The organism is Polynucleobacter hallstattensis (assembly GCF_018881835.1).
Taxonomy (GTDB): Bacteria; Pseudomonadota; Gammaproteobacteria; order Burkholderiales; family Burkholderiaceae; genus Polynucleobacter; species Polynucleobacter hallstattensis.
On the sequence record NZ_JACVPO010000001.1, the window covers coordinates 783,575 to 796,106 of the forward strand.

Annotated in this window: 12 protein-coding genes; all 12 read right to left on the reverse strand. The window is 46.5% G+C overall.

Going from position 1 to position 12,532, the window contains the following annotated elements; genetic code table 11:
- Positions 1–6: 6 nt before the first annotated feature.
- The 12 genes from rplV to rpoC all read right to left on the reverse strand — a co-directional run bounded on the left by rplV (position 7) and on the right by rpoC (position 12,532).
- Complete coding sequence (gene rplV, locus ICN26_RS04135) at positions 7–339, reverse strand: 50S ribosomal protein L22 (protein ID WP_205621309.1); 333 nt, start codon at positions 337–339, stop codon at positions 7–9.
- 7 nt (positions 340–346) lie between these two features.
- The gene (gene rpsS / locus ICN26_RS04140) at positions 347–625 is read right to left on the reverse strand and encodes a 30S ribosomal protein S19 (protein WP_046329379.1); all 279 of its coding nucleotides are present in this window, start codon (positions 623–625) and stop codon (positions 347–349) included.
- A gap of 19 nt (positions 626–644) precedes the next feature.
- Positions 645–1,475, reverse strand: coding sequence for a 50S ribosomal protein L2 (gene rplB, locus ICN26_RS04145; RefSeq protein ID WP_216267115.1), 831 nt, complete (start codon positions 1,473–1,475; stop codon positions 645–647).
- A gap of 2 nt (positions 1,476–1,477) precedes the next feature.
- Complete coding sequence (gene rplW, locus ICN26_RS04150; RefSeq protein ID WP_216267116.1) at positions 1,478–1,792, reverse strand: 50S ribosomal protein L23; 315 nt, start codon at positions 1,790–1,792, stop codon at positions 1,478–1,480.
- A complete protein-coding gene (gene rplD, locus ICN26_RS04155; protein WP_046329377.1) occupies positions 1,789–2,409 on the reverse strand; it encodes a 50S ribosomal protein L4 in 621 nt (206 codons plus the stop codon). Before rplD ends, rplW begins: the two co-directional genes overlap by 4 nt.
- Before the next feature lie 11 nt (positions 2,410–2,420).
- Positions 2,421–3,077, reverse strand: coding sequence for a 50S ribosomal protein L3 (gene rplC / locus ICN26_RS04160; protein ID WP_046329376.1), 657 nt, complete (start codon positions 3,075–3,077; stop codon positions 2,421–2,423).
- Positions 3,078–3,274: 197 nt separating this feature from the next.
- A complete protein-coding gene (gene rpsJ / locus ICN26_RS04165; RefSeq protein WP_011901899.1) occupies positions 3,275–3,586 on the reverse strand; it encodes a 30S ribosomal protein S10 in 312 nt (103 codons plus the stop codon).
- Positions 3,587–3,720: 134 nt separating this feature from the next.
- Positions 3,721–4,911: an elongation factor Tu gene (tuf, locus tag ICN26_RS04170; protein ID WP_216267118.1), complete on the reverse strand. Its 1,191-nt coding sequence runs from the start codon at positions 4,909–4,911 to the stop codon at positions 3,721–3,723.
- Positions 4,912–4,960: 49 nt separating this feature from the next.
- Entirely contained in the window at positions 4,961–7,063 is a 2,103-nt protein-coding gene (gene fusA / locus ICN26_RS04175) for an elongation factor G (RefSeq protein ID WP_216267120.1), read from the reverse strand.
- 27 nt (positions 7,064–7,090) lie between these two features.
- Complete coding sequence (rpsG, locus tag ICN26_RS04180) at positions 7,091–7,561, reverse strand: 30S ribosomal protein S7 (RefSeq protein WP_011901897.1); 471 nt, start codon at positions 7,559–7,561, stop codon at positions 7,091–7,093.
- A gap of 150 nt (positions 7,562–7,711) precedes the next feature.
- On the reverse strand, positions 7,712–8,092 hold the full coding sequence (rpsL, locus tag ICN26_RS04185) for a 30S ribosomal protein S12 (protein ID WP_041484791.1): 381 nt from the start codon (positions 8,090–8,092) through the stop codon (positions 7,712–7,714).
- 177 nt (positions 8,093–8,269) lie between these two features.
- On the reverse strand, positions 8,270–12,532 hold the full coding sequence (gene rpoC / locus ICN26_RS04190) for a DNA-directed RNA polymerase subunit beta' (protein WP_216267122.1): 4,263 nt from the start codon (positions 12,530–12,532) through the stop codon (positions 8,270–8,272).

Genomic DNA, 12,532 nt, shown 5'->3' on the forward strand with positions numbered 1-12,532 from the left:
CTTCCCTTAGTTACTCAAGGTCACGGTGATGTGACATGTTTGTTTTTCGATTTGATTACCACGACCCTTAGCGCGTGCTGTGAAGCGCTTCAAGGAAGTACCCTTATCAACAATAATTGTCGAAACCTTGAGCTCATCAATATCAGCGCCCTTATTGTGTTCAGCGTTGGCCATTGCGGACTCAACAACTTTCTTCACAATGAAGGCAGCTTTCTTGGGGCTGAAATTCAAAATGTTCAATGCGCGTGCAATTGGCAAACCACGGATCTGATCAGCGACCAAACGTGTCTTTTGCGCAGAAATGCGGGCGCCTTTGTGAATAGCTTTAACTTCCATCATCATCCCCTTACTTCTTCGTTACTTTCTTGTCAGCAGCGTGACCTTTGAAAGTACGAGTCAAGGCAAATTCGCCTAACTTATGACCCACCATGTTTTCTGATACATATACCGGAACGTGCTGACGACCGTTATGTACAGCAATCGTCAGACCAATAAAGTCTGGAAGGATTGTTGAACGGCGTGACCAAGTTTTAATCGGCTTTTTGTCTTTGTTGGCTTGTGCGACTTCAACTTTATTTACCAAGCTGGCTTCGCAAAATGGGCCTTTTTTAGCTGAACGTGTCATATCTATTTATCCTTATCGCTTAACGTTTTTGACGACGTTGAACGATCATCGAAGTTGTGCGCTTATTGCGACGTGTACGATAACCTTTAGTTGGTGTGCCCCATGGGGAGACAGGTACACGGCCTTCGCCAGTTCTACCTTCACCACCACCGTGTGGGTGATCTACTGGGTTCATTGCCACACCGCGAACGGTTGGGCGAATACCACGCCAGCGATTTGCACCAGCTTTACCGATAACGCGCAAGCTGTGCTCTTCATTACCAACTTCACCAATAGTTGCGCGGCACTCGATCAAAATACGACGTACTTCACCAGAGCGCAAGCGCACCTGAGCGTATACACCTTCACGAGCTAATAACACCGCAGAACCACCGGCTGAACGTGCGATTTGAGCACCTTTACCTGGCAACATTTCTACACAGTGAATCGTGCTACCAACTGGAATATTGCGGATTGGCAAGTTATTACCAGACTTGATGGGGGCTTCTGAGCCATTCATCAATGCCTGACCAACAGTCATGCCTTTTGCAGCAAGAATATAGCGACGCTCACCATCGGCAAACACGATCAATGCAATATTTGCACTGCGGTTTGGATCGTATTCCAAGCGCTCAACTTTTGCTGGAATACCATCTTTATCGTTGCGTTTGAAATCAACAACACGATAGTGATGCTTATGACCACCACCCTTATGACGGGTAGTGATATGGCCATTATTGTTACGACCTGCTTTTTGGAACTGTGGCTCTACCAACGCTGCAAAAGGTTTACCTTTATGCAGGTCAGGATTGACCACCTTGACCATTGAGCGACGACCTGGTGAGGTCGGTTTTGTTTTCATCAAAGGCATGATTAATTCGCCTCCGCTTCAAAGTTAATTTCTTGACCTGGCTTCAAGCTAACGTAGGCCTTCTTAGTGTGGTCACGACGACCTTCAAAACGGCCATAGCGCTTTGGCTTACCTTTTTGATTCACGATTTGAACTGAGTCAACTTGCACTTTAAAGAGCAACTCAACCGCTTGTTTTACATCGCTCTTATTAGCGTCGCGGGTAACTTGAAATACTACTTGTTCATTTTTCTCTGCAACCATAGTGGCTTTTTCAGAGATAACCGGTCCAAGCAGAATCTTCATCAAGCTGTGATCGTTTTTACGGACTTGGCTCATTTCAGCAACTCCTCAATTTTTGCGATCGCTGCTTTGCTTACCAATACTTTTTTGTATTGAACTAAAGCCAATGGATCAGCGTGCTGTGGCTCACATACAGCAACCTTATGCAAGTTGCGTGATGCCAAATACAAATTCTCGCTAACCTGATCAACGATGATCAAGACTGAATCCAAGCCCATTGCTTTAACTTTGTCAGCTAAAACTTTGGTCTTTGGAGCATCAAGAGTAAATTGGTCTACAACGTTCAAACGACCTTCGCGAGCTAACTGAGACAAGATCGATCTCATGCCAGCGCGGTACATTTTCTTGTTTACTTTTTGGCTGAAATTTTCTTCAGGTGAATTCGGGAATATACGACCACCTCCACGCCACAGCGGGGAAGAGCTCATACCAGCACGTGCACGACCAGTACCTTTTTGACGCCAAGGTTTTTTGGTTGTGTGCTTAACTTGCTCACGGTCTTTTTGTGCACGGTTACCGCTACGTGCATTTGCTTGGTAAGCCACAACAACTTGGTGTACCAATGCTTCGTTATATTCGCGTTCGAATACTTCTGGTGAGGCTTGAATGCCAGCGCCTAAAGTTCCGTTATCTTGGAGAAGCTTAAGTTCCATATTCGCTCTCCTTATTTCTTCTTCAACGGTGTCTTCACCGCTGGAGTAACAATCACTTTACCGCCCGGGGCACCTGGAATAGCGCCTTTAACCATGATGAGATTACGTTCTGCATCAATGCGTGCGATGACTAAATTTTGCACAGTACGTGTTTCATCACCAAGGTGGCCAGTCATGCGCTTACCTGGGAAAACACGGCCTGGATCCTGCGCCATACCGATAGAACCTGGCACGTTATGTGAACGTGAGTTACCGTGTGACGCGCGACCTGAAGCGAAGTGATGGCGCTTGATGGTACCGGCGTAGCCTTTACCAATCGTTACACCTTGTACATCCACTTTTTGGCCAGCAGCAAATGCAGTATCAGCAGGAATTACTTGTCCTGGCGTCATTTCTGCGATTTTTGCTGCATCTAAATGAAATTCGTTGAGACCGTTACCAGCCATCACACCCGCTTTGGCGAAGTGACCAGCCATTGCTTTGGTAACGCGAGTAGCTCTACGTGTGCCATGTGCTAACTGGATAGCATCATAGCCATCAGTTGCCTGGGTCTTGATTTGAGCGATTCTGTTGTCGCTCACGTCAATTACGGTGACAGGAATTGCTTCCCCTTCGTCCGTAAATAGACGGGTCATGCCGATCTTGCGACCGATTAAGCCTAAGCTCATATTCATGCTCCACGCCGACTTCGATTGGTCGGCAAAATTAATTTAAGTGATTTACAAGTAAAAGTACTTCTAAATCAATAACTTACAACGTTTTTAATGCTAATAAAACCTGAACATTCGCCCAAATAAATGAGCGAAGCCTTTGATTCTATCCCGAAAGTCCAGTCTTGGCAAGCGCGAAGACTGGAAATACCAAATTACTGCAACTTAATTTCGACGTCCACACCTGCTGGAAGATCTAATTTCATCAAGGCATCCACTGTTTTCTCTGTAGGATCAACGATATCCATCAAACGCAGGTGGGTACGAATCTCCAACTGATCACGTGAAGTCTTATTTACGTGTGGCGAACGCAGAATGTCAAAGCGTTCAATACGGGTTGGCAAAGGTACTGGACCCTTAACAACCGCACCAGTACGCTTCGCTGTATCAACGATTTCAGCAGCAGACTGGTCGATTAAACGGTAATCAAATGCTTTAAGACGAATACGAATTTTTTGGTTTTGCATATTAATTCCAAAGAGCGTTGTGGTGCTGCCACGTTATATTTCTAAAGAGCTCGGTGACATCCGCAGCACGGACGTCACCGGTTAGCAAACCGCTAAATATTATTTACTTCTACTGCTTTGAATCTATTTACTACTTAAGCCAAAATCTTAGCAACCACACCGGCGCCAACAGTACGGCCACCTTCACGGATCGCAAAACGCAAACCTTCTTCCATCGCGATAGGCGCAATGAGTTTGACGGTAATGGTTACGTTATCACCAGGCATGACCATTTCTTTGTCTTTTGGCAACTCGATTGAACCCGTTACGTCCGTAGTACGGAAGTAAAACTGTGGACGATAGTTGTTAAAGAATGGCGTATGACGGCCACCTTCATCTTTACCCAAGATATAAACCTCGGCTGTAAAGTGAGTATGTGGGGTGATTGAACCTGGCTTAGCCAATACTTGGCCGCGCTCAACTTCTTCACGTTTTGTACCGCGTAACAAGATACCCACGTTATCGCCTGCTTGACCTTGGTCGAGCAATTTGCGGAACATTTCAACACCAGTACAAGTTGTCTTGAGGGTTGGCTTGATACCAATGATTTCAATCTCTTCGCCAACCTTCACGATACCGCGCTCGATACGGCCTGTAACAACCGTACCGCGACCGGAGATAGAGAACACGTCCTCTACTGGCATCAAGAACGCACCATCAATCGCACGCTCTGGTGTTGGGATGTAGGTATCAAGTGCATCAGCTAATTTCATGATGGCTTCTTTACCCAATGGGCCTTCGTCGCCTTCAAGTGCTAACTTAGCAGAACCTTGAACGATTGGTGTGTCATCACCTGGGAAGTCGTACTTAGATAAAAGCTCACGAACTTCCATTTCAACTAACTCTAACAATTCAGCGTCATCTACCATGTCGCACTTGTTCAAAAATACGATGATGTAGGGAACACCTACTTGGCGTGCCAAGAGGATGTGCTCACGAGTTTGAGGCATTGGGCCATCAGCTGCAGAGCAAACCAAAATAGCGCCGTCCATCTGAGCAGCGCCAGTAATCATGTTCTTTACGTAGTCAGCATGTCCTGGGCAATCCACGTGTGCATAGTGACGATTTGCAGTCTCATACTCCACGTGTGCAGTATTAATCGTAATACCACGTGCTTTTTCTTCTGGAGCAGCATCGATCTGATCATATGCTTTTGCTTCGCCACCAAATTGCTTAGAAAGCACAGTTGCAATTGCTGCTGTCAATGTGGTTTTACCGTGGTCAACGTGACCAATGGTGCCAACGTTTACGTGCGGTTTTGTCCGCTCAAACTTTTCTTTTGCCATTTTTTGTCTGCCTTCTTAGCTAGTCAATATTCAAAATAATGTGGATAAATTACTTCGCTTTAGCAGCCATCACTGCTTCAGCAACGTTCTTAGGTGCTTCGGAATAATGCTTAAATTCCATGGTGTAGGTGGCGCGACCTTGGGTCAACGAGCGCAAGCCAGTTGAGTAACCAAACATCTCTGCCAGTGGCACTTCAGCGCGAACGATCTTGCCGCCCCCTGGAATGTCATCCATACCTTGCAAAATACCGCGACGTGATGAGAGGTCACCCATTACGTTACCCATGAAATCTTCTGGTGTTTCAACTTCAACAGCCATCATTGGTTCAAGCAACACTGGTGATGCTTTGCGCATACCGTCTTTGAATGCCATCGAGCCCGCCATCTTAAATGCGTTTTCGTTGGAGTCAACGTCATGGTATGAACCGAAGAACAATGTTGCCTTGATGTCTACAACTGGATAGCCAGCCAAAATACCTGAGTTCAATGTTTCGATAATTCCTTTTTCTACTGCTGGAATGTATTCACGTGGAACTACACCGCCTTTAATAGCGTCAACGAATTGGAAACCTTTGCCTGGTTCTTGTGGCTCAAGCTTAAGCACAACGTGCCCGTACTGACCACGACCACCAGACTGCTTAACAAATTTGCCCTCAACTTCTTCGCAAACCTTGCGAATCGTTTCACGATAAGCAACTTGTGGCTTACCAACAGTTGCCTCAACACCAAACTCACGACGCATACGGTCAACCAAAATTTCCAAATGGAGCTCGCCCATACCAGAGATGATTGTTTGGCCAGATTCTTCGTCTGTCTTTACACGGAATGATGGATCTTCTTGTGCCAAGCGATTCAAAGCAAGACCCATTTTTTCTTGGTCTGGTTTTGTCTTTGGCTCAACAGCTTGGGAGATCACTGGCTCTGGGAATACCATACGCTCCAAGATCACAATGCCATCTGGATCACACAATGTTTCACCAGTAGTTGCGTCTTTTAAACCAACCGCAGCTGCAATATCGCCCGCAAATACTTCTTTAATTTCTTCACGTTCGTTGGCATGCATCTGTAACAAACGACCAACACGCTCTTTCTTACCCTTAATTGGGTTATAGATTGTGTCGCCAGATTTCATTACACCTGAGTAAACACGGAAGAAGATGAGCTGACCAACAAATGGGTCAGTCATGATCTTAAATGCCAATGCTGAGAATTTCTCATCATCAGCAGCTCTACGTGTTGTGGGTGTACCGTCTTCCAATTCACAAGGAACCGGTGGAACATCTAATGGTGATGGCAGTAATTCAACCACTGCGTCCAACATTGCCTGAACACCTTTATTTTTAAAGGCTGTTCCACACATCATTGGAATGATTTCATTGGCGATAGTGCGTTGACGCAATGCTTTTTTGATTTCGTCTTCGGTCAATGCTTCGCCGCCGAGGTACTTTTCCATCAACTCTTCTGAGCTTTCAGCAGCGGCTTCAACCAACTTCTCGCGCCACTCTTCAGCGGAGGCTTGTAACTCAGCAGGAATTTCTTCGTAGGTAAATTTAGTGCCTTGTGATTCCTCATCCCAATAGATGGCCTTCATTTTGACCAAGTCCACAACGCCTTTGAAGTTTTCTTCAGCTCCGATAGGAATCTGGATCAAGATAGGGTTAGCCTTCAAGCGCAATTTCATCTGGTCATAGACCTTGAAGAAATTCGCGCCCGTACGGTCCATCTTGTTAACGAATGCCAAACGTGGAACATGATACTTATTAGCTTGACGCCAAACAGTTTCGGATTGTGGCTGCACACCACCTACCGCACAGTAAACCATGCAAGCGCCATCCAAAACACGCATTGAACGCTCAACTTCAATAGTGAAGTCTACGTGTCCTGGGGTATCAATAATATTGATACGGTGCTCTGGGAAATTACCAGCCATGCCCTTCCAGAACGTTGTAGTAGCAGCAGAAGTAATCGTGATACCGCGCTCTTGCTCTTGCTCCATCCAGTCCATCGTTGCAGCGCCATCATGTACTTCACCGATCTTGTGATTAACACCGGTGTAGAACAAAACGCGTTCTGTTGTTGTTGTCTTACCTGCGTCAATATGCGCAGAAATACCGATGTTACGGTATCTGTCGATAGGGGTTTTACGTGCCACTGTTGGTACCTTTTCTTTGCTATGCGATTAGAAGCGGAAATGTGAAAAAGCTTTGTTGGCTTCTGCCATACGGTGAACTTCTTCACGCTTCTTCATTGCTCCGCCGCGACCTTCTGCAGCTTCTAATAATTCGTTGGCCAAACGTTGAGCCATGGATTTTTCACCGCGCTTTTTAGCGGCTTCGCGTACCCAGCGCATTGCCAAAGCTGAACGGCGTGATGGGCGAACTTCAACAGGAACCTGATAGTTAGCACCACCAACACGACGGCTCTTCACCTCAACCATTGGCTTTACGTTGCCCATAGCTGTTGAGAAAATTTCAAGCGGTTCTTTGTTTGCTTTTTTCTCGATGTGATCAAAGGCACCGTAAACGATACGCTCTGCAACCGATTTTTTGCCGTCCAACATCAGGACGTTCATGAATTTTGCTACTTCTACATTGCCGAATTTTGGATCAGGCAGGATTTCCCGTTTGGGAACTTCACGACGACGTGGCATAACTACTCCTTCAGTTCAGTTAGGGGTGGTCCAAATAGATCACCCGCTCCGGCCGTCCTACTATCTGGAGAAACCTCCAGACGGAACAGCCACTTACTTGTCTTTAAAGTCTGACAAACGAAGACTTACTGCAAATACTTTAAGTTGCTATTAAGCAGCTTTCTTAGCGCGCTTAGCACCGTACTTGGAACGTGATTGCTTACGGTCTTTAACACCTTGCAAGTCAAGCGAGCCACGAACGATGTGGTAACGAACACCTGGCAAATCCTTTACACGACCACCACGGATCAACACTACTGAGTGTTCCTGGAGGTTATGACCTTCACCACCAATGTATGAAATGACTTCAAAACCATTGGTTAAGCGAACCTTAGCTACTTTACGTAGCGCAGAGTTAGGCTTTTTAGGAGTGGTTGTGTACACACGTGTACATACACCACGGCGTTGCGGGCTGTTTTGCAGCGCAGGACTCTTACTTTTAACGGTCAGCCGTGTTCTTGGCTTACGTAATAATTGATTAATTGTTGGCATAAAATAGCTCGGTTAGTACTTCTTTGTTGCTTTCTTCAAGAAAATCAATGACTTAGATAAATTCTAGGTCAAAAAGACCCTCTTCTGAATCAGTAGAACTCAGCATTCTAGCTTGGCCAGCCTTTTCCGTCAACCAAATGGGGAAAAAACTGGCCATTTCTGGCCAGAATTACCAAATTAGCTTGGATCAGCCTCCCCAGCAGGAGCAATCACTTCAGCCTCTATTTCTACAGGCATATCAGCCATTGCTTCCTCTTCGGCGGCAATCATTTGAGCGCGATCACGCTCGAATTGCTCTCTGACCTTGCGTGCACGGCGGTAAGACAAGCCGGTACCCGCGGGAATCAGGCGACCAATAATGACGTTTTCCTTGAGGCCACGGAGTGTATCGGTCTTGCCCATAATCGCGGCTTCGGTCAATACACGGGTGGTTTCTTGGAAAGAAGCCGCTGAAATGAAGCTGTCGGTTGACAAGGATGCCTTAGTAATACCGAGCAACACATTCTCGAACTGAGCTGGGCGCTTACCTAGTGCAATCACAGCATCGTTTGCGTCATACAACTTAGAGCGCTCAACTTGCTCACCAGTGATGTAGGCAGTATCGCCACCATCAGTAATTTGCACACGACGCAACATTTGACGCACGATCACTTCAATGTGCTTGTCATTAATCTTCACGCCCTGCAAACGGTAAACGTCTTGCACTTCATCTACGATGTAGATCGCCAACTCTTCAATACCTCTGAGTGTCAAGATATCGTGTGGATCGGCAGGACCTTCCACAATCATCTCGCCCTTGTTCACAACTTGACCGTCATGAACGAGAACTTGCTTCTCTTTAGGAATCAAGAATTCATTCGCTTCGCCGTCCATATCGGTGATGACTAAACGTTGCTTGCCTTTAGTTTCTTTACCGAAGGAAACAGTACCAGTTACTTTGGCCAAAACTGCAGCATCTTTTGGTGAACGTGCTTCGAACAATTCAGCAACGCGTGGCAAACCACCGGTAATGTCGCGAGTTTTCTGTGATTCGATTGGGATACGCGCCAATACTTCACCAACTTCAACTTTTTGACCGTCTTTAACAGTGATCAAAGCGCCAACTTGCAAACCAATGTTTACTGGGTGATCTGTACCCGCAATCATCACTTCGCCGCCTTTGGCATCAACTAAGTTGATCATTGGACGAACACCTTTGCTAGCAGCACTACGACGCTTACCGTCAATCACCACCAAAGTGGAGAGCCCGGTTACTTCGTCAACCTGCTTAGCTACAGTAACGCCTTCTTCAACGTTGTCAAAGCGAGCAATACCAGCGTACTCAGAGATAATTGGACGTGTTAACGGATCCCATGTTGCCAAGCTTGCGCCTGCCTTCACTGCTGCATCTTCTTTAAACAAGAGCGTTGCACCGTAAGGCACTTTATGACGCTCACGCTCACGACCGTTATCGTCAATAATCACAGCTTCGCCAGAACGTGAAATCACGATCTGCTCACCCTTGGCGTTCTTCACAACACGCATCGTGCCGGAGAACTTCAAGGCGCCATTAGACTTGGCTTCAATATTGCTTGCGACCAATGCACGTGACGCTGCGCCACCAATATGGAAGGTACGCATAGTCAGCTGTGTACCAGGTTCACCGATGGACTGGGCAGCAATAACGCCAACTGCCTCACCAACGTTCACCAAGCCACCGCGACCTAAATCACGTCCGTAGCACTTAGCGCACAAGCCAAAACGAGTTAAGCATGACAACACTGTGCGAACTTTAACTTCATCGATACCTAGGGCAACGATTTGGTCTACGTGATCTTCATCGAGCAAGGTGTCATTTGGAACAATGACTTCTTGTGTATCAGGATGAACGACATCATCGATACATACACGACCCAAAATACGGTCACGCAATGCTTCGATAATTTCGCCGCCCTCAACAAGAGCCTTCATCGTTACGCCAGAGGTTGCTCCGCAATCATCTTCAATGACAACGAGGTCTTGAGTTACGTCGCACAAACGACGTGTCAGGTAACCTGAGTTTGCTGTCTTCAACGCGGTATCAGCCAAACCTTTACGTGCGCCGTGGGTTGAGATGAAGTACTGTAATACGTTCAAGCCTTCGCGGAAGTTCGCAGTAATTGGGGTTTCAATAATGGAGCCGTCAGGCTTCGCCATCAAACCACGCATACCAGCCAACTGACGAATCTGCGCTGCAGATCCACGCGCACCAGAATCCGCCATCATGTAGATGGAGTTGAAGGATTCTTGACGCACAGTTTTACCGTTACGGTCGATAACGTCAACGTGTGACAACTCGTCCATCATCGCCTTACCCACTTGGTCACCAGCAGCGCCCCAAATATCAACCACGTTGTTATAACGCTCTTGATTGGTTACGAGACCTGACATGAACTGCTTGTCATATTCCTTAACCTTAATAGAAGCTTCAGTGATGATGCGCTCTTTAGAGCTAGGAATCAGCATATCGTCGATTGCAACCGAGATACCGGCGTTAGTCGCCAAGCGGAAACCAGACTGCAAGAGGCGGTCAGCAAAAATCACTGTTTCACGAAGACCGCACTTACGGAATGAAGTGTTTATCAAACGCGAGATTTCTTTTTTCTTCAGAGGCTTATTGATTTCCTCAAAAGTCATACCCTTAGGTAAGATTTCTGACAAGATTGCACGGCCAACTGAAGTTTGATAAATCGATGTCTTCTGAACAAAACGGGCATCGCCCTCTGCCTTTTTGTCCACAATCTCAAACTCGGTAATACGTACAGCAACGCGGGAGGCTAATTCAACCTGGCCAGCATCATAGGCACGCATTACCTCAGTAATATTGGCGAAAACCATACCTTCGCCTTTGCCGTTGATCTTGTCACGAGTAGCGTAGTACAGACCCAACACCACGTCCTGCGAAGGAACGATAGATGGTTCACCGTTAGCAGGGAACAATACGTTGTTCGAAGCCAACATCAATGTACGTGCTTCCATTTGCGCTTCGAGCGACAAAGGAACGTGAACTGCCATTTGGTCACCGTCAAAGTCAGCATTAAATGCCGCGCAGACTAATGGGTGCAATTGGATCGCCTTACCTTCAATCAGCATTGGCTCGAAAGCTTGAATACCAAGACGGTGCAATGTAGGCGCACGGTTCAACATGATTGGATGTTCACGAATCACTTCTTCGAGAATGTCCCAAACGATTGGAGTCTGACTTTCAACTTCTTTCTTCGCAGCCTTAATCGTGGTTGCGATTCCTAAAGTCTCAAGCTTGTTGAAAATAAATGGTTTGAACAATTCCAAGGCCATCAATTTTGGCAAGCCGCACTGATGCAATTTCAATGTAGGGCCAACCACGATGACTGAACGACCTGAGTAGTCAACACGTTTACCCAACAAGTTTTGACGGAAACGACCGCTCTTACCTTTAATCATCTCAGCTAAGGACTTAAGAGGACGCTTATTAGCCCCAGTCATAGCCTTGCCGCGACGACCGTTATCGAGTAATGAGTCAACGGCTTCTTGCAACATACGCTTTTCGTTACGAACGATGATCTCTGGTGCGCGCAACTCTAACAAACGCTTTAAACGGTTGTTACGGTTAATCACACGACGATAAAGATCATTCAAATCGGAGGTAGCAAAGCGACCGCCATCCAATGGCACCAATGGGCGCAATTCAGGTGGCAATACTGGCAACACTTCCATGATCATCCAGTCAGGCTTAATACCTGAAGTCTGGAACGCTTCGAGCACTTTTAAGCGCTTAGCGTATTTCTTAATCTTGGCATCGCTACCAGTAGCTTTTAAATCAGCACGAATGGTCTCTACTTCACGATCGATATCAATCGAACGCAAGAGATCACGAATACCTTCAGCGCCCATGATGGCAGTAAACGCACCGTCACCGTACTCTTCAGTCTTAGCAATGTACTCGTCTTCAGACATGATCTGACCGCGCTTCATTGCGCCTTCAGGAGTCATGCCAGGGTCAACTATTACATAGGCTTCAAAGTAAAGAACGCGCTCGATATCACGCAATGTCATATCGAGAACCATGCCTAAACGGGACGGCAATGACTTCAAGAACCAAATGTGCGCTACAGGGGCCGCTAACTCAATGTGGCCCATGCGCTCACGACGTACCTTAGCGAGCGTAACTTCAACGCCACACTTCTCGCAGATAACGCCACGGAACTTTAAACGCTTGTACTTACCACATAAGCACTCGTAGTCTTTAGTTGGTCCAAAAATCTTGGCGCAAAACAAACCATCACGCTCGGGCTTAAAAGTCCGGTAGTTGATGGTTTCTGGCTTGCGTACTTCACCAAAAGACCATGAGCGAATTTTTTCAGGGGATGCAAGACCAATCTTGATGACATCAAACTGCTCATCACCCTGCGTTTGCTTAAATAAATCGAGCAATGCTTTCAT

Bases quoted from the DNA above. Each gene is read 5' to 3' on its own strand.
- rplV (WP_205621309.1), bottom strand. From the start codon at position 339: ATGATGGAAGTTAAAGCTATTCACAAAGGCGCCCGCATTTCTGCGCAA.
- rpsS (WP_046329379.1), bottom strand. From the start codon at position 625: ATGACACGTTCAGCTAAAAAAGGCCCATTTTGCGAAGCCAGCTTGGTA.
- rplB (WP_216267115.1), bottom strand. From the start codon at position 1,475: ATGCCTTTGATGAAAACAAAACCGACCTCACCAGGTCGTCGCTCAATG.
- rplW (WP_216267116.1), bottom strand. From the start codon at position 1,792: ATGAGCCAAGTCCGTAAAAACGATCACAGCTTGATGAAGATTCTGCTT.
- rplD (WP_046329377.1), bottom strand. From the start codon at position 2,409: ATGGAACTTAAGCTTCTCCAAGATAACGGAACTTTAGGCGCTGGCATT.
- rplC (WP_046329376.1), bottom strand. From the start codon at position 3,077: ATGAGCTTAGGCTTAATCGGTCGCAAGATCGGCATGACCCGTCTATTT.
- rpsJ (WP_011901899.1), bottom strand. From the start codon at position 3,586: ATGCAAAACCAAAAAATTCGTATTCGTCTTAAAGCATTTGATTACCGT.
- tuf (WP_216267118.1), bottom strand. From the start codon at position 4,911: ATGGCAAAAGAAAAGTTTGAGCGGACAAAACCGCACGTAAACGTTGGC.
- rpsG (WP_011901897.1), bottom strand. From the start codon at position 7,561: ATGCCACGTCGTCGTGAAGTTCCCAAACGGGAAATCCTGCCTGATCCA.
- rpsL (WP_041484791.1), bottom strand. From the start codon at position 8,092: ATGCCAACAATTAATCAATTATTACGTAAGCCAAGAACACGGCTGACC.
- rpoC (WP_216267122.1), bottom strand. From the start codon at position 12,532: ATGAAAGCATTGCTCGATTTATTTAAGCAAACGCAGGGTGATGAGCAG.